This window comes from Arthrobacter sp. TMP15 (genome assembly GCF_039529835.1).
Classification (GTDB): domain Bacteria; phylum Actinomycetota; class Actinomycetes; order Actinomycetales; family Micrococcaceae; genus Specibacter.
In genome coordinates, this window is sequence record NZ_CP154262.1 from 1,013,541 (window position 1) to 1,030,282 (window position 16,742).

At 55.9% G+C, this 16,742-nt stretch carries 13 protein-coding genes; 12 read left to right on the top strand and 1 reads right to left on the bottom strand.

Translation table 11 applies throughout. The features are described 5' to 3' along the window. Nucleotides 1-213 precede the first annotated feature (213 nt). The 12 genes from AAFM46_RS04520 to AAFM46_RS04575 all read left to right on the top strand — a co-directional run bounded on the left by AAFM46_RS04520 (nucleotide 214) and on the right by AAFM46_RS04575 (nucleotide 14,692). Entirely contained in the window at nucleotides 214-1,785 is a 1,572-nt protein-coding gene (locus AAFM46_RS04520; RefSeq protein WP_343319807.1) for a sugar transferase, read from the top strand. 72 nt (nucleotides 1,786-1,857) lie between these two features. Further along, complete coding sequence (locus AAFM46_RS04525; protein ID WP_343319808.1) at nucleotides 1,858-2,967, top strand: Gfo/Idh/MocA family oxidoreductase; 1,110 nt, start codon at nucleotides 1,858-1,860, stop codon at nucleotides 2,965-2,967. Next, nucleotides 2,964-3,974 (top strand): NAD-dependent epimerase/dehydratase family protein, encoded by a 1,011-nt coding sequence (locus AAFM46_RS04530; protein WP_343319810.1) that lies wholly within the window; start codon nucleotides 2,964-2,966, stop codon nucleotides 3,972-3,974. Before AAFM46_RS04525 ends, AAFM46_RS04530 begins: the two co-directional genes overlap by 4 nt. Continuing rightward, entirely contained in the window at nucleotides 3,971-5,164 is a 1,194-nt protein-coding gene (locus tag AAFM46_RS04535; RefSeq protein ID WP_343319812.1) for a DegT/DnrJ/EryC1/StrS family aminotransferase, read from the top strand. The genes AAFM46_RS04530 and AAFM46_RS04535 overlap by 4 nt, the downstream gene beginning before the upstream one ends. A 2-nt stretch (nucleotides 5,165-5,166) precedes the next feature. Further along, entirely contained in the window at nucleotides 5,167-5,841 is a 675-nt protein-coding gene (locus tag AAFM46_RS04540) for an acetyltransferase (protein WP_283530369.1), read from the top strand. After that, nucleotides 5,828-6,955, top strand: coding sequence for a DegT/DnrJ/EryC1/StrS family aminotransferase (locus AAFM46_RS04545; RefSeq protein WP_343319813.1), 1,128 nt, complete (start codon nucleotides 5,828-5,830; stop codon nucleotides 6,953-6,955). Before AAFM46_RS04540 ends, AAFM46_RS04545 begins: the two co-directional genes overlap by 14 nt. 5 nt (nucleotides 6,956-6,960) lie before the next feature. Beyond that, nucleotides 6,961-8,424, top strand: a complete 1,464-nt coding sequence (locus AAFM46_RS04550; RefSeq protein ID WP_343319814.1) for an oligosaccharide flippase family protein — start codon at nucleotides 6,961-6,963, stop codon at nucleotides 8,422-8,424. Continuing rightward, nucleotides 8,421-9,686 carry a glycosyltransferase gene (locus tag AAFM46_RS04555; RefSeq protein ID WP_343319815.1) on the top strand — a complete coding sequence of 422 codons (1,266 nt, stop codon included), beginning with the start codon at nucleotides 8,421-8,423 and terminating at the stop codon, nucleotides 9,684-9,686. Before AAFM46_RS04550 ends, AAFM46_RS04555 begins: the two co-directional genes overlap by 4 nt. Nucleotides 9,687-9,892: 206 nt before the next feature. After that, nucleotides 9,893-10,819: a glycosyltransferase gene (locus tag AAFM46_RS04560; RefSeq protein WP_343319816.1), complete on the top strand. Its 927-nt coding sequence runs from the start codon at nucleotides 9,893-9,895 to the stop codon at nucleotides 10,817-10,819. Next, nucleotides 10,816-11,793, top strand: a complete 978-nt coding sequence (locus AAFM46_RS04565) for a glycosyltransferase (protein ID WP_343319817.1) — start codon at nucleotides 10,816-10,818, stop codon at nucleotides 11,791-11,793. Before AAFM46_RS04560 ends, AAFM46_RS04565 begins: the two co-directional genes overlap by 4 nt. Before the next feature lie 60 nt (nucleotides 11,794-11,853). Continuing rightward, nucleotides 11,854-12,657: a hypothetical protein gene (locus AAFM46_RS04570; RefSeq protein ID WP_343319818.1), complete on the top strand. Its 804-nt coding sequence runs from the start codon at nucleotides 11,854-11,856 to the stop codon at nucleotides 12,655-12,657. Nucleotides 12,658-12,694: 37 nt separating this feature from the next. Continuing rightward, nucleotides 12,695-14,692: an O-antigen ligase family protein gene (locus tag AAFM46_RS04575; RefSeq protein WP_343319820.1), complete on the top strand. Its 1,998-nt coding sequence runs from the start codon at nucleotides 12,695-12,697 to the stop codon at nucleotides 14,690-14,692. A 60-nt stretch (nucleotides 14,693-14,752) separates the two neighbouring features. Here AAFM46_RS04575 and AAFM46_RS04580 read toward each other — a convergent pair whose 3' ends face one another. Next, a complete protein-coding gene (locus AAFM46_RS04580) occupies nucleotides 14,753-16,699 on the bottom strand; it encodes a DUF4082 domain-containing protein (RefSeq protein WP_343319821.1) in 1,947 nt (648 codons plus the stop codon). Between the last annotated feature and the right edge of the window lie 43 nt (nucleotides 16,700-16,742).

The window sequence follows — 16,742 nt, forward strand, 5'->3', positions numbered from 1 at the left end:
AGGAAGAAACAACCAGCTGGAGATCAGCCGTTCTTTCTGTGCAGTCAGCCGCCAAAATCATGGACCAACTAACCAGCCCTACTGTCATGGTAGGACTCCACATGCGGAGCCGGCGGCGGATAAGCCTTCTGAGACCAAGGCTTTCCCCCAGCCGTCGTCGGCTCCTTCTTTTTACAAGAGGACCGCACCCCTGTTGACTTCGGGGAGCGGACAATGACGGAACTAAAGTTCCATCCTCGCTTGGGCAAAGCGCTGGCTCGCCCCCAGAGGAAAGTCTCTGACACCGGTAAGTCCTCCCCCGCGCAGCACAGCGTTTGGGATGCGCTCCCGGCTAGTGCTGGCACGGAGGCTCGTAGCGAAAGCGCCAAATGGAGCACCTCGTACTTAAACCGCCTACGGGTAAGCGATGCCTTGATCAGCGTTGTGGTGGTTGCCGTGGCTTATCTGTGGCGCTTCGGCCCCAGCCCGCTTGTGGGATCCACAACCACCTCCGAACGCGGATACTTGTGGGTTTGCCTGGCCATAGTTCTGTTGTGGAATATTGATCTGGAATACAGCCGATCCCGGGAAAAGCGCGTCTTTGGCATTGGTGTGAGCGAATACCGCCGGGTAGTGCAATCCACGCTGCGGACCTTTGGGCTCATGGCAATGATCATGGTGGTCTTCCAACTCAATGTATCTCGCGGCTTCTTTGCCGTTGCCCTTCCACTGGGCATACTGCTCCTGCTTACAGGACGTTGGCTGTGGCGCCACTGGTTGGGAGCACAACGCAGTGCCGGGAAGGCACTCTCCAACGTGGTGGTGCTGGGTAACCCGCAGGATGTGGAATACGTGATTGGCCACCTCCGCAGCAACCTCTCGGCAGGTTACTGCGTAGCAGGCGTGGCGTTGACCACCTTGGCTTCAGACACTGAACTAAAGCAGCCATGGTACGGGGTTCCCGTGTTGTCCACCTTGGCTGATATCACTGACGTTGTCCGCAAAACCGGTGCCGAGGCCGTTGTGGTAGCCGGCGTATTACCTGGCGGACCCAAAGCAATTCAGGAACTTGGTTGGCGCTTGGAAGATATGTCCACGGAGCTGGTCCTGGCGTCGAGTCTGACCAACGTGGCCGGTCCTCGCGTGCATTTCCGCCCCATGGAGGGGCTGCCACTTATGCATGTGGAATTGCCTCAATACTCCGGAGCCAAGCATGCGTTCAAACGGGCAATGGACGTTATCCTGTCCGCGACCGCGTTACTTGTACTGCTGCCGGTGCTGGTGATCCTTGGGGCTGTTGTCAGACTTGGCAGCCCCGGTCCGGCACTGTTCCATCAGGAACGTGTGGGTCGCAACGGGGAAACCTTCAAGATGATCAAGTTCCGTTCCATGGTTGTTGACGCCGAAGCCCGGCTGGCGGCCTTGAAGGGCAGTGATGAAGGCGCAGGGGTGCTTTTCAAAATGTCCAAGGATCCACGCGTTACCCGCTCCGGACTCTGGATGCGCAAATTCTCCCTGGATGAGCTTCCACAGTTCTGGAACGTACTTGTGGGTCAGATGAGCCTGGTAGGCCCGCGCCCGCCTTTGGCATCGGAGGTTGCTCTCTATGAACGCCCCGCCCACCGCCGCTTGCTCATCAAGCCAGGCATCACGGGACTGTGGCAAGTCAGTGGGCGCTCAGATCTTGCGTGGGAAGAAGCTGTTCGTCTTGATCTGTATTACGTAGAGAACTGGTCGCTCACAGGAGATTTTGTCATCTTGTGGCGAACGTTCAAAGCGGTTGCAGAGCCCGTCGGAGCGTACTAGAGCTCCACATCCAGAACCACCGCACGAACGTGCGGTACAGGAAAAAAATATAAAGGAAATGGAATTAGTGTCATGGTCTCGATACCCCATCCATTGGATCAACTGAACCTGCTTACCGAAAAACCCGTACTCAAGGTGGCCGTCATCGGCGCCGGGTACTGGGGGCCAAACCTGGCCCGAAACTTCAAAGCCAGCCCAGCCTGGGAGCTGAGCGCAATAGTGGACATGGATGTAGAGCGGGCGCTAGCGATAGCCCGCCCCTTAGGCGATGTGCCAGTGTTCGCCTCCCTGGATGAACTCCTAGCTTCAACGGAAATCGATGCCGTGGCCATCGCAACTCCGGCACGCACACACCACGGTGTGGCCATGGCTGCCATGCGGGCGGGCAAGCATGTGCTGGTTGAGAAACCGCTGGCTGCGCAGTGGCACCTGGGCGTGGAAATGGTTGAATTTGCGGAAACGAATTCCTTGACGTTGATGGCGGACCACACCTACTGCTTCACCCCGGCCGCACTGAAAATCCGGGAACTCATTGCTGAGGATGCGCTGGGGGAGATCTTGTTTATTGACTCTGTCCGCATCAATTTGGGTCTGATCCAACCGGACGTAGATGTTTTCTGGGACTTGGCACCGCATGATCTTTCCGTTATTGACTTCATCCTCCCCGGTGGTTTGCGCCCTGAAAGCGTGGCAGCCCAGGGCGCTGATCCGCTGGGTACCGGCAAGGCATGTGTGGGGCACCTGACGTTTGCGCTGCCCAACAATGCCATGGCCCACATCAATGTGAACTGGCTCAGCCCCACCAAGATTCGGCAAATGGTCATTGGTGGTTCTAAACGAACCCTGGTGTGGGATGACCTGAATCCACAGCAGCGCATCAGTGTGTATGACCGTGGTGTCAACTTTGAAAAAGCATCCACCAGCGAAGTCCAGCGCAAGGCACAGGCAGTCTCTTACAGACTCGGTGACACCTGGTCCCCGGCCCTGCCGGAAAAGGAAGCGTTGGGGCTGATGGTGACTGAATTTGCTGACAGCATCCACGAGGGACGCCCCTCCCGGACCGGCGGCGTGGCAGGGCTTCGCGTCCTCTCGGTCCTAGAGGCTGCAAGCAAGAGTTTGGCAGCGGACGGCGAACAGAGCCCCGTGGCCAATTACGAATTTCAACTGGAGGAAACGCGATGAGCAAGTTACAAGGTGCCAATGTTCTGGTCACAGGTGGCGCGGGAACCATTGGGTCAGCGATCGTTGACCAGCTGTTGGAGGCCGGTGTGGCCCATATTGATGTGCTGGATAACCTGGTGCGGGGAAGGCGGGGAAATCTTGCCACGGCCATGGCCAGCGGCAAGGTCCACCTGGTTGAAGGAGACCTGCGCAATCGCGATCTGGTCAATGATGTCACACGTGGTAAAGACATTGTGTTCCATGAAGCTGCCATTCGTATCACCCAGTGTGCTGAGGAGCCGCGGTTGGCATTGGAGGTACTGGTAGATGGTACTTTCACCGTGCTGGAAGCCGCGGCGGCCCACAAAGTGGACAAGGTCATTGCCGCTTCCAGTGCCTCGGTTTATGGAATGGCGGAGGTATTTCCCACTAATGAACGCCACCACCACCACAATAATGACACTTTTTATGGTGCGGCCAAGTCCTTCAACGAGGGTATGGCACGCAGTTTCAAAGCCATGAGCGGCCTGGACTACGTGCTGTTGCGCTACTTCAACGTGTACGGTCCACGCATGGATGTCCACGGCTTGTACACCGAGGTGCTGGTGCGGTGGATGGAACGCATTGCCGATGGCCGTCCACCCCTGATCTTTGGGGATGGATTGCAGACTATGGACTTTGTTTACACCGAAGACATTGCCCGGGCCAACATTTTGGCGGCAGCCAGCAACGTGACCGAGGGCGCCTACAACGTGGCTAGTGGCACCGAGACCAGCCTGCTTGGTTTAGCCCAAGAGCTGCTCAAAGCGATGGGTTCTGAACTGGATGTGGAACACGGGCCCGAACGCGCAGTCAATGGTGTGGAACGGCGCTTAGCTGATGTAACGGCAGCTCAGCGCGATCTGGACTTCTCCGCCACTACGGGACTGCAGCAGGGTCTGAAGGAACTTGTCCAATGGTGGGCACCTTTGCGTGATGAAATCGCCGCCGGCAGGCTTGTGGGTAGCGGTCAGGGTGGCGCTCGATGAATACCGCACCTGCCACTGAGCATCCCACCACCGAGTCCACCGCCGAGCCACTGCCACGAATCAACGTCATGAAGCCATGGCTTGGTGTTGAGGAGGCGCAGGCTGTTGCCGCGGTTATTGCCTCCGGCTGGGTGGCGCAGGGACCCAAAGTTGCAGAATTTGAGCAAGCTTTCGCTCGGAACCAGCAAGCCAACCATGCGGTGGCCACCAGCAACTGCACCACGGCTCTTCACCTGGCGCTCGCGGTGGCCGGAGTTCAGCCGGGGGACGACGTCGTGGTGCCTTCATTTTCTTTCATCGCAACAGCCAACGCACCAACGTATGTGGGGGCGCGGCCCGTTTTTGCCGACGTCGAACTGGAAACCGGCAATATTAGCGCTGCAACCATTGAAGCGGCGCTGACAGCCCGTACCAAGGCCGTCATTGTGGTGGACCAAGGCGGTATGCCGGTTGATTTGGATCCCATCTTGGCGTTGTGTGATCCGCTGGGCATTGTGGTTGTGGAAGATGCAGCATGCGGTGCAGGGTCAACGTACAAGGGGCGTCCGGTAGCGGCCGGTGCACACATTGCGGCGTGGTCCTTTCACCCCCGAAAGATCCTCACCACGGGGGAGGGCGGCATGCTCACCACCTCCAAGGAAGAGTGGGCGCTGCGGGCAGGGCGCCTACGGGAGCACGCCATGAGCGCATCGGCCAAGGACCGTCATTCGGCCCTGCTAGCCCCTCAGGAACAATATTTGGAGATTGGTTACAACTTTCGCATGACGGATATGCAGGCGGCTGTGGGTCTGGTGCAACTGGGCAGGCTTGCCGAGGCGGTAGAGCGGCGGCGCAGCATTGCGGCCAAATACACGGCGGAACTTCGGCATTTGCAGGGAATTCGGCTGTCACAGGATCCGTCCTACGGGACAAGTAACTTCCAATCATTTTGGTTGGAGGTGCTGCCGGAATTTGGCCGCTCCCGTGAAGACGTCCTGGCCGTCCTGGCCCAGGCCGGGATATCCGCTCGGCGCGGCATCATGGCATCTCACCGGGAACCAGCCTACGCGGACAGGGACACCGGCACGGCGAGCCTGTCCGTGACGGAGCGGCTCACCGAAAACACTTTGATACTGCCTATTTATCACCAGCTCACCGATGCGGAACAAGACCGTGTCATTGAGGCAATGCAATTGGCGGGAAAGAACTAGCCATGACACAACTGATCCTGGTCGCTGCCAGCGGACTAGCCCGCGAGGTACTTGCCTCAACGCGCGCTTCCGGCCTGTTTGACGTGGTCGGGTACCTTGATGACGATCCGGAGCTCGCCGGAGAGTACATTGACGGGCTTCCCGTGTTGGGCAGGATCAGCGACGCCACAGCATTCCCCACGGCCTCTTTTGTCCTGTGCGCCGGCAAGGGATCGGCGCGGGAGAAAATTGCGGGCGCATTGGCGGGCTTGGGTATTGGCAGTGTCCGCTATACCTCCGTGGTGGATAGGACTGCTTTCGTCTCGGAGGGCTCTGTCATTGGCGCTGGCAGCATCTTACTTGCCAACGTAGTTTTGACGGCCGGTGTCAGACTCGGCAGCCACGTAGTCGTTATGCCCAGCGTCACCTTCACTCACGATAACGAGGTGGATGACTTCGCCACGCTCACCGCTGGAGTGAGCCTCGGAGGGGATGTCAGCATTGGCCGCTGCGCCTACCTGGGCATGAACTCAAGCGTGCGCGAGGGCTGCGTACTGGGGGCGGGGGTCACCGTGGGCATGGGGGCCGTGGTTTTACAGGACATGCCCGACGACGAAACTTGGGTTGGCGTTCCGGCTCGCCGATTGCATGGCCAAGGAATACCGACGGATAAAAATTCTGAGAATGGAAAACACTGACATGGAACAAATTCCACTGGTTGATCTCCAAGCACAACAGGCAGAGATTCTCTCTGAGATCCGTCCGGAGCTGGATGAGGTTCTGAGTTCGGCAGCCTTTATTGGTGGCCCTGCCGTGGGCAGGTTCGAATCCGAATACGCGCGGTTTACGGGCACCTCACATTGCGTTGGTGTTGGCAATGGTACGGATGCGCTGGAACTGGCACTGCGGGCAGCAGGCGTGCGCGCTGGTGGAGAGGTCATCATTCCAGCGAACACCTTTGTAGCCACGGCCGAGGCCGTGGCGCGGATCGGTGCCGTTCCCGTCATTGTGGATGTGGACCCGGAGTATCTGCTCATTGATCCAAAGAAAGTGTCCCAGGCAGTCACAACTAAAACTCAAGCAATCCTGCCTGTGCACCTGTTTGGGCAGCTGGCGCCCATGGAAGAGATTCTGGCTATTGCCCAGTCCTTTGAGATTGCCGTCATCGAAGATGCGGCCCAGTCCCAAGGCGCCTCCTACGGAGGAAAAGTTTCAGGGTCCTTTGGGATCGCGGCGGCAACCAGCTTCTATCCGGGGAAGAACCTTGGTGCGGCTGGAGACGCGGGAGCTGTCACCACCAACGATCCGGATATTGCCGCGCAAATCCGCCTTTTGGGCGGGCACGGTAGCAGTGCCAAATACGTCCACGACGTGGTGGGCATGAACTCACGTCTTGACACCATCCAGGCCGTGGTTCTCAGCGCCAAGCTCAAACGGCTGGCACGGTGGAATGCGCTGCGCCGGGATGCTGCGGCTAGGTACGGTGAGTTGTTGGCGGAAGTGCCGGCAGTCACGGTGCCGCAGTCCCGACCGGGCAATACGGACGCATGGCACCTTTATGTAGTGCGGGTAGATGACAGGGACCGTGTGCTGGATGAACTTCACAGCGCGGGCATCGGCGCGGGAATTCACTACCCCACGCCGGTCCACCTGACAAAGGCCTTCTCATACCTGGGCCAAGGCGAAGGTGACTTCCCAGTGGCTGAAAGGGCTGCCGGCCGGATCCTGTCCCTGCCGCTTTTCCCGCACATCACACTAGAACAACAGCGCCGGGTCGTGCAGTCACTTGCAGAGACTCTCCGGATGCGGTGAGAGCAATGGCAATTCCTGCCCGGACCAAACAGTCAGTGTTACCCACGCCTTCCCGGGCGCTAGCACTGAGCTTGCTCAACACGGTCATTTCTAGGTTTGGCACCATCGGTATTGGGATAGTTTTGGCTCGTATGCTCGGGCCCGCCCAATTTGGCACTTATGCGATTGCGTTCGTGGCGCTGATAGCAATTCTTAGCTTTAACGAATTGGGCGTTAGCCTGGCCATAGTTCGCTGGCCCAGCGATCCGAAAGAGATCGCTGGGACAGTCACCACCATCTCGGTTCTCAGCAGTACCATCATTTTCATTGGTGCTTACGCACTGGCACCGTATTTTGCGGCAGCAATGGGTGATCCGGGCGCCACAAGCGTGGTTCGGGTTATTGCCACGTGCGTTGTCATCAACGGCACCGTGGCCACACCTGCGGCATTGATGCAGCGGGACTTTCTGCAAGGCCGCAGAATGGTGATTGACCAAGTCAATGTGTGGCTGGGTGCAATAATATCCGTGACGCTGGTCTTTATGGGCATGGGTGCCATGAGTCTTGCTATTGGGCGGGTCATTGCCAGCCTTGTGGCGGCGTTTTTGTTCATCAAATACTCGCCGCTGCCCGTCAGATTTGGCTGGAATAGGGAAAAGATCCACTCCTTGTTGGTCTTTGGGCTGCCCTTGGCGGGCTCAAGCATCCTGGTTTTTGCTGTGGGGTACGTGGATCAGATTATCGCCGGGAAACTTTTAGGGGCGGTGGCTCTGGGACTGTACGTGTTGGCGTTTAACCTTTCCAGCTGGCCCACCAGTATCTTCTCTCAGCCGTTGCGGGGGGTGGCTCCACCAGTTTTTGCCAAACTGCAGCATGACCCGCCCGCCATGCGTGCCGCAATGCTCTCACTTGTGGGGGTTGTGGCGGCAGCCGTGGTGCCAGTAGTTGCTGTGATGGCCGGAGCAGCAGTTCCGCTGGTCACTTTCGTCTATGGCCAGGTATGGGCTCCGGCAGCAGCAGCGCTGAGCTGGTTAGCTGTATTGGCCGCTTTTAGGATCATGTTTGAGCTGGTCTATGACTACCTAGTGGTGCTGGGAATCTCCGGAAAAATCTTCAAGGTACAAATTGTGTGGTTGGTCCTTCTAGTACCAGCGCTCTGGGTGGGGGCAACGTGGGGTGGGCTCGCCGGCTTGGCAGCCGCTCCGGTGGCAGTGGCGGCATTTGTAGTGCTCCCGATCTACGTGAAGATGCTGATCAACAGGGGCTTCCGTTTGATTGAACTGTTGGCCAAGGTTTGGTTGCCCGTGGTTGCCGCTATTCCCATTGCAGCCGGCAGTTATCTGGCTGCGAACATCATGGACTCGGCACTGTTGGGCATACTTGCTGCCACTTGTTTGGGCACGGCGGCCATGGTTATTTTGATTTTTGTTCGACGTCGGGACCTGGCTGCTATTCGCAGCTGGGGCAAGTCACAAGTGGAGTCTCTATGAAAATTCTTGTCTACCCTCACGATATGGCCATTGGCGGCAGCCAGCTCAACGCCATTGAACTAGCCGCTGCAGTAAAGGGCCTTGGCCACGAAGTGGTTGTCTACGGGCAGAATGGGCCCCTGGTGGACAAAGTCAAAGAATTGGGGCTTGAATTTCTGCCGTCCCCGGCAGTCCACAGGCGTCCAACACCGGGGATTGTCAGAGACCTGCGCAGGATCGTGAAAAAGCACGGGATCGATGTAGTCCACGCATATGAGTGGCCACCCTCACTGGAGGCAGCACTGGCCTGCACGGGTAAGAGTCCTGCGGTTGCCGTGTCCACTGTCATGTCCATGTCTGTGGCACCGTTCATTCCCAAACATTTGTCGCTGCTCGTGGGGACCAAACAGATTGCTGATCTCGAAAGCAAATTTGGCCGCGCGCACATGGGACTTCTAGAACCGCCCGTTGACACAGTCCTAAATAGCTCAGAAGCTCAACTGGACATGTCCAATTTTTTGGCCCAGGTAGGGGCTGATCCTGAGGTTTTCACCGTCTCGATTGTTTCGCGTCTGGCGCATGAGATGAAATTGGAAGGGATATTGTATGCCATCGCGGCCGTTGAGGAGATGAACAAGGATGCTGCGCTCCAACTTGTCATAGCCGGAGACGGTCCGGCACTTGAGGATGTACGGACTTTTGCGCAGCGAGCTAACTCGAACCTGGGTGTGCAGCGGATTTTTCTCGTTGGGGAGTTGACAGATCCTAGATCGGCCTACGACTGCGCCGATGTGAGCATTGGTATGGGCGGCTCTGCGCTACGGGCAATGGCCTTTGGACTGCCACTGGTGGTGCAAGGCGAGAGCGGATTTTGGAGTCTGCTCTCAGAGGAGTCCGCCCCCACGTTCTTATGGCAGGGCTGGTATGGGGCAGGACCGGGAGCCGAGGATGCAGTGTCCCGGCTGGTCGCGATACTTACACCATTGCTCACTGATCAGCACCTACGTAGTGAGCTAGGGAGTTTCGCTAGAAAATTAGTGGTCGAACGTTACTCGTTGGAGCAGGCTGCTCTGAGACAGTTGCAATTCTATGAAGAGGCTCGTTCCCGACCACCTATGGGAGTACTGGCGTTAGCCCGGCATTGGGGCGCCTCGAGTGCACGTTTTGGCCGGTACAAACAACAACAGCTCACCGCTCGTTTTCTCGGCAACCATTCACGCGACGATTTCAACGCTCAACCGGTACTAAAGTCCGGCACGCTACCGGTGGTGGTTAGAGGATGACTGCTGATCAGCAACGACTCGTTGTCATGATGCCAGGAAGTCGATGGGAAAATACTAGGGGAACAGATCATAGGCTGGCTGAAGCCTTGTCCAGGCGAACATCGGTTTTATGGGTTGATCCGGCCGTGCCAGTTGCCGGTCCGGCATCTAAGGGATGCCCACCCCTAAATCCTGGCTACGCCTTAGATGGTTTAAAACCGGGTTTGATGCGCCTTCGGGTTGCTGTTCCACCTGGTTTCACCCGTCCAATGATCCGCAGCTTTGCTAATCGTCTTGTTGGGCGAGCCATCCGCAAAACCCTTGCCAAGCTACCCTTCGATGAGTTCGCAACTATACTGCTCTCCCCCCGCGAGTTTTTTCCTGCAGGCGTCTCTGGAAAGAGGATCTTGCATATTACCGACGACTGGGTGGCTGGTGCTGGCATGATGGGCCTGTCCTGTGCGTCTGTTTCATCGACCTTGCGAACAAACATTGCTGCTGCTGACATTGTTTGCGTTGTATCTCCGGCCTTGGCAGACCTTGCCAGCGTTGGAACCGCTCGCCGGCGTGCCGTTGTTTTACCCAATGGTTGTGCTGTCTTGGCACTGGCGCCAGCCAATGAAGAGCGTCGTGGCGCCGTGGGGTTAGTGGGCCAACTTAACGAACGGCTGGATTTCGATGTGCTTGATGCGCTGGTTAAAAGCGGTGTAGATATTGAAGTGATCGGGCCGCGCCGAGAACGGGAAGCTGCGGCCACCGAACGGCTGGATCGTTTTTTGAACGCCAACAACGTCACTTGGTTTGGTGAGATTCCGGAAAACCAAGTGTTCGCCAAGATGCAAAACATGGCTGTGGGCATCACTCCTTATATAAATAACGAGTTCAACCGGGCGAGTTTTCCTATTAAGACGCTGGATTATTTAGCGGCTGGGCTGCCCGTGGTCAGCAGCGATTTACCCGCCACACGTTGGCTGAACAGTGAATGGATTGAGGTGGCTGAAACTAAAGAGAAATTTGTAGAAATGGTTCGCTGTGCCTTAGATGAACTGCCTACTGAAAGCGGCATTGCTTCTCGACGGGCCTTTGCGGGCATGCATACCTGGGATGCAAGGGCCAAGGCAATGATGTCCTTGATTGGAGGCACCCCAGCATGAGCTTCCAGCGAGAAGTAGATAAAGAAGGCAACAGCACCCATGAACATTTTGCCAGCCCGGAACAGGACGCAGCGATGAATATTGACCATGTGCTGTTGACCCGCTTCAATCTCCCCTCACTTGGCGTGGAAAGTTTGGTGCGTGCACAGGAGGGCTGGCTCAGAGATAGACAAATACTATTTGAAAAATATTGTCTGCCAGCAGTTAGGAGTCAAAGTATAAAGAACTTTCAGTGGATAATTTATTTTGACACGCAAAGTCCAAAATGGCTCAAACTCCGTATTGCCGAACTGGCCCGTGACGGAGACTTTATCGCCATTTATCGGGATGAAGTACCTCATGCAACGTTACTTGAGGATCTTCGAAGAGTGACAGGTGCCAGCCGAGAGGGTCTACTGACCACAAATCTTGATAATGACGATGGCATCGCATCTGACTTTGTGGAACGGCTCCAAAAGGCTGTACAGAATCAAAGCCGTACAGCCATTTACGTTGTTAATGGACTCATTCAACAAGGAAACCGACTGTATTTGCGCAGGGACAAGGTTAATGCGTTTTGTTCGGTGAGTGAATCCTGGACCAGCCCTGTAACTTGCTGGTCAGACTGGCACACTAAGCTCGGTGAGAAAATGAAGGTGCTAGAAGTTGGCGGCACCCCCGGCTGGTTGCAGGTCATCCATACAGGTAATGTCAGCAACCGTGTGCGCGGGCGCCGGGTCGGACCCGGACTATTCAGGGACATCTTTGCTGTCGGTATGGCAGATGCATTAGAGCCCCGGTCTCTAGAACTGGCCATGGACAGATTAGTGCTTAACCCTGCCCGAGCAACCAAAGATGCTCTGAGGGTAGTCGCTAAAAATGTGGTTCTGGCGTTTGGAGGAAAGGGTGGGCTGGAACGTCTCAAAGTCATTGTGGCAAAAAATAAGCGTGTAGAAGACCAATCGAACAGTGGTAGAGGCATAAATGCGGGATAGAGTAGGCGTCACAGGAAATAATGAGCTGTCGAGGGGGACGGTTATATGTTCGTAAGGGACATGCTTATTAGTTGTTTACGTAGATGGTACTTTCTCGTCATCGGTTTAATTATTACGGGTTTTATCACTTATTTTGCTTTTGTCACCGTCTCGCCAACTTATGAGGCAAAAGGTAGCATAGTCCTGATTCCCCCAGCTGTGGCTGTGACGGTAGGCGACAACCCCTACTTGTACCTCGGAGGTCTGGACCAAGCACTGGGTGTTTTGCAAGTAAAAGTTGTTTCTCCAGAAATAGCGGGACCTTTAACAGATAAGTATCCTGGAGCGAACATAGCAATTGCCAAGGATGCTACAACATCAGGGCCTATCATGAGTGTGGCGGTTTCTGCGAACAGCCCGGGTGAGACGATGGAATTATTGCGTGGTGCAATGGAGCTGGTCCCAACTACTCTTGGGCAGTTGCAGAAAGAACTGAACGTACCAGCCCAATCTGTGATCGCTTCCATGACGTTATCAGCTGACCTAGAACCAACAATAGTAGCGAAAAAACAAATCCAAATGACAGCGATTGCCGCGGTTGGCGGATTGGCAGCCACACTACTACTCACCGGGTTCATTGACAGGCTCATGTCCCGGCGTAGAGAAAAAAAGAACAAGAAAGACGTCAACAGCGCAGACACGCCTTTCGGTCCCATGCAGTTGGTTGCAGGGCAGGCCCCGCAGAGCGAGCCGCTGGCCGTGAATGACACGGGCCAGCCAACCAGGCCCGCTGCTGAGCGGGCGACTCGTCGCAGCGGTAAGCGACAACACGTACCGGAAGCTGACTCCGACGACGTCGAATCGTCCGCAGACGTCGGCACATAGCTTGCAAACGGCACAAGTTCGCAAGGGTAGGAGCTGGTTGAAAGAGCTCCCACAACCCCATAAATTGCAGCCCTGGGATGCTATCTCAGTGCTGACAATTTACTTGTTTTTATTGTTGGCTATTCCTTCTGACCGCGGTATTGGTGCACTTGGAGGGGCTGGATCTCCTTCCACCATTTTTGGTCTCGGCATGCTCCTGTGGTGGGTTTGGCATCATGTTCGCCGCATTCGACCTCATGAGTTCCGTCGGCTACAGCCCATAAGGATCACGTTCCTAGGTTTTGTCCTTGCCGTCCTCGTCAGCTATGTTGTGGCCGCTTCGACGTCGTTACCGTTCACAGACCAAAATTCATCCAACATGGTGTTGCTGAACATTGCCTCATATACAGGCGTTGTGCTGGTGGCCAATGACGGTATCAATGACCGCGAGCGTTTCTTGGTCTTCCTGCGCAGGTTGTCATTGGCCGGGGGACTGTACGCTGTCCTTGGATTGGCCCAGTTCTTCACCGGCCACAACATTGTCGATGCCATCCAAATTCCTGGGCTGGCATCGGGTGGTACCGGGGGAGTTGACACCCGCGGTGATTTTGTCCGTCCTGAGTCAACGGCACGGCATGCCCTCGAATACGCAGCTGTGTTATCCATGATTCTGCCCATTGCACTGACTATGGCTATTAGAGAATCGCACCGTAAGTTGTTTCCCAGATGGTTTCCCGTTGCAGCAATCTTCATGGCGGCATTTCTATCGGTGACAAGGTCAGCACTCTTGGGGATCGTCGCCGTACTACTGCTGCTCATCCCCACGTGGGAACCCGCCGTAAAGAGGATGGCGCTTTGGGCCGGGCTGGCCGGTGTTGGAGTCCTGTACGTGGTGGTTCCGGGACTGAGTGGGACAATCATTGGCATGTTTTCTGGCAATGATCCCAGCGTGGATTCCCGAACGGATAGCTATTCCGTGTTGGGTGGATATGTTGGAGTTTCGCCTGCCTTTGGTAGGGGGCTGGGTACCATGGGACCCCAGTACAGAATTTTTGACAACCAGTACATTGGTTTCCTCATCGAGATCGGCATCGTTGGAACTGCCGTATTCGTGATCATGGCGTTGACTGCCATGATCACAACGTTTCTGCGCAGGCGCGGGCCTGACCCGGTGATTGGAGCACTGGGGCCGGCACTATGCGCGGCCGTTATGGCCGGTGCATTATTGAGCGCCTTCTTTGATTCCTTCCACTTTCCACAAGCTATGGGCATGTATTTTCTCATTGTGGGCCTCTGTGGTGCTCACTGGAATTTTCGCCAAGCTAACCCAAGCACGTTGGAAGATCCCTTGAAGCACGGGGCAGATGCCCATGAAAATACGGGTGCTCGACGCATCGGGGGTGCTTTGAAACGACGGTGGTATGTTGCGTTGCTGGTCCTACTTCTATTTGTCCCACTTGGCTTCTCCGTGAACAACGTTCATGGAAGCTACTACGCCAAATTCAACATCGACTTCCAGGCGCCACCCGGAGCCACCAAAAGCAACGCATTGCGCACTGAGGCCTCATCGATCGTCAACTATGCTGCCATCATTCAGCGCCTTTATGAGGCCGGGCACCCCAACGCGTCAGTGCTTCCGACGACGGCGCCACTCTATGGCACCGGTCTGCGGGATGCCGTGGCTGTATATTTGCCAAGCGCCGGAGGGCAGTGGCAGACGAACTTTAATAGCCCCACAATAGTTGTGGAGATCGTCAAGGACTCTCCCGAAGCCGTAGAGGCAACCGCGGAAGAAGTGACTGCAGCCATCACAAAACTGGTGCTTGAACCGCAAGAGACAATGGGTGTCTTGGATAAAGCCAGAATTTCCAGCGAACGGCAGCCTGCCGTCATCGGTGTGCAATACATTCCCGTTCGAGCCAAGTACGCGATCGCAGTGATAGGACTTCTGGCAATAGCCGTCTCTATCGCCTCGGCAGTAGTTCTGGACAGGGGCGCACGTCACATTCGCCGGCTGAGAAGCGGACGAAAAACAGCTCGGTTCACGCACGATTAGGGCCGTTTCCAGCCACCCCGCGGGGTGGCTGGAAACGGCCCTAATCGTGCGTGAAGAGGATTACTTTATCTTGTAAATATGGTAACTAAACTCGCTGGAAAAATTGTCGGAGAATTTTCCATCGGGACCAACTGCGATGCTTCGATTCTCATCGACTACTTCAACCGAGTTCGCCTTGAGCCCCTTGGGCAGGGTGAACGCCCGGTTCCCCGGTGATGAACTGCCATCGACCATGGCAAATACGTATGCCGATCCGTCATAGGTCTTGAGCATGGTGTCCAAACCAGGACCAAAGGAGTATTCATAGGACTGACTATTGAGCACGGGGGCCAGTCGCTTGATCTGGTTGTTAACGGTGGTGGCTGCATCCACTTGAGCCTGACCGCAAAAGTTCTGGGTAACCTGTGACTGCCGGATCAGGCTGCCACCTTGGCAGGGCCCGGAGAGGCTCTGGTTGAAGTACACCAAACCACGTGCCTCGTTGATAATTGAGCTCATGACTGAGCCCTTCAGCTGGCCGGCAGAGACATTGGCTGTGAAGGGGCCGCCCCCGGGCCCACCATTGAGAAGCTCAATAAACTGCCACGGAGCCTGTAACTTCCCATCAGCGGAATCCTGCTTGCGCAGGGACTCCATGGTTTTCCCGTAGCTGGATGCCGTGCGGCAGTTTTCTTGATTGACAGGGGTGATGTAGTTCTGCCGGAACGGTGACCAGTCGCAGAATGGAATCGTGTACCAGTACATGTCAAGTGAAACTGCGTCAGTGTAGTCATTGACAAAAGCCTGGGAGTCCGAGGCTTCCATATCATTGCTGATAACCATTTGCGTGAAGTTGGAGTAGTTGAAGCGTCCATTGCCCGCGTTCTTATCCTTCAAATCCTGCAGGACCGCACGGCCTTCTTCAGGTGTGAATCGACCATCAACTTCATCGTCAAGGAAGTTACCCACCCAGTTACTGCTGGCTTCGGTGAACGTACTGTTCAGTTTTCCGCCAATCCAGAACAGATCATTGTCTTTGAACAAGCTGTACGGAGTGTTGGAGTCCATGCCAATGTAGGTGTTAATACCCACTTTTTTGTCATACTGGGCTTCGGCGTTGGAGCTTATCCCGTTGTACCAAGCAACAATCGGGAAGAATGAGGGATCAGACCAACCGGCATCATTTGCATGCTTGAACTGTTTCCAATAACTAGCCCCACCTTCCCACGGGATACGGGGGAGGTCCAAGGCTGCCGGCACAGTCCCGGGTGTTGTTGGCTCAGGCTCGGGTTTAGTTGTTGGCTCCGGCTTGCTTGTTGGCTCAGTTGTTGGAGGTGCAGGAGTCGGCGCGGTAGTTGGAACGGGTGCCGGAGTGGTCGGCACGTTCTCACCTGCCGAGGGGGTGAAAACAACGTCAACAAAGTAGTTGCTATTTTTGTAAGTGGAGGTGGGCAACTCTCCGCCAGTGCCATAGGCAAACACACCACCTTTGGCATGCAGTGTTAATGGTCCACGGGTCTGGCTTTGGTCCAGGCCGTTTTCTTCAACTGCGTAACGGCCCATGGGCGCCATATAAGAAGCTACGTATTTTTCGTTCTTCGAGATTGCCACCGGGGTCGTGAACTTTACAGTTTGCCAGCCGGCAGTGGTTCCCTGTGATGCTGGCAGTGTTGCGGTGGCAAGATTCTCACCGGTTGTTGACCATAAGTTGACTACATGAGGCCCCTCGTTGACTGGGGTCCAATAGAACCGAATTGCTGAGACTACTCCGGCTTGGCTGCTGGAGAATGTTGAGCCAAGCTCAACTGACCTCGTATCAGGGTCAACCAGGGTCTGTGGTACCCGGTTATCCAGAGCAGAAACTTCGGAAACTAGTTCGGTAGAAGCTGTTGTGGGAGGGGCTAGCAGCATGGGCATCAGCAACGCCAATGCAGCTACTGAAGCGAGGGTGATTTGTGGACGCTTGCCGCGGAAGAACTTGCCTTTGGCAGGCAAATCCAGGCGCGCGAGCGCTATCTTCTTTTGCATTATGGGATAGTCCTGAAGGGTTGTCGTTTCAGACCAAGACGTT

What these genes read in the sequence shown, in the direction of transcription:
- AAFM46_RS04520 (WP_343319807.1), top strand. Translation starts at nt 214, where the DNA reads ATGACGGAACTAAAGTTCCATCCTCGCTTGGGCAAAGCGCTGGCTCGC.
- AAFM46_RS04525 (WP_343319808.1), top strand. Translation starts at nt 1,858, where the DNA reads ATGGTCTCGATACCCCATCCATTGGATCAACTGAACCTGCTTACCGAA.
- AAFM46_RS04530 (WP_343319810.1), top strand. Translation starts at nt 2,964, where the DNA reads ATGAGCAAGTTACAAGGTGCCAATGTTCTGGTCACAGGTGGCGCGGGA.
- AAFM46_RS04535 (WP_343319812.1), top strand. Translation starts at nt 3,971, where the DNA reads ATGAATACCGCACCTGCCACTGAGCATCCCACCACCGAGTCCACCGCC.
- AAFM46_RS04540 (WP_283530369.1), top strand. Translation starts at nt 5,167, where the DNA reads ATGACACAACTGATCCTGGTCGCTGCCAGCGGACTAGCCCGCGAGGTA.
- AAFM46_RS04545 (WP_343319813.1), top strand. Translation starts at nt 5,828, where the DNA reads ATGGAAAACACTGACATGGAACAAATTCCACTGGTTGATCTCCAAGCA.
- AAFM46_RS04550 (WP_343319814.1), top strand. Translation starts at nt 6,961, where the DNA reads ATGGCAATTCCTGCCCGGACCAAACAGTCAGTGTTACCCACGCCTTCC.
- AAFM46_RS04555 (WP_343319815.1), top strand. Translation starts at nt 8,421, where the DNA reads ATGAAAATTCTTGTCTACCCTCACGATATGGCCATTGGCGGCAGCCAG.
- AAFM46_RS04560 (WP_343319816.1), top strand. Translation starts at nt 9,893, where the DNA reads ATGCGCCTTCGGGTTGCTGTTCCACCTGGTTTCACCCGTCCAATGATC.
- AAFM46_RS04565 (WP_343319817.1), top strand. Translation starts at nt 10,816, where the DNA reads ATGAGCTTCCAGCGAGAAGTAGATAAAGAAGGCAACAGCACCCATGAA.
- AAFM46_RS04570 (WP_343319818.1), top strand. Translation starts at nt 11,854, where the DNA reads ATGCTTATTAGTTGTTTACGTAGATGGTACTTTCTCGTCATCGGTTTA.
- AAFM46_RS04580 (WP_343319821.1), bottom strand. Translation starts at nt 16,699, where the DNA reads ATGCAAAAGAAGATAGCGCTCGCGCGCCTGGATTTGCCTGCCAAAGGC.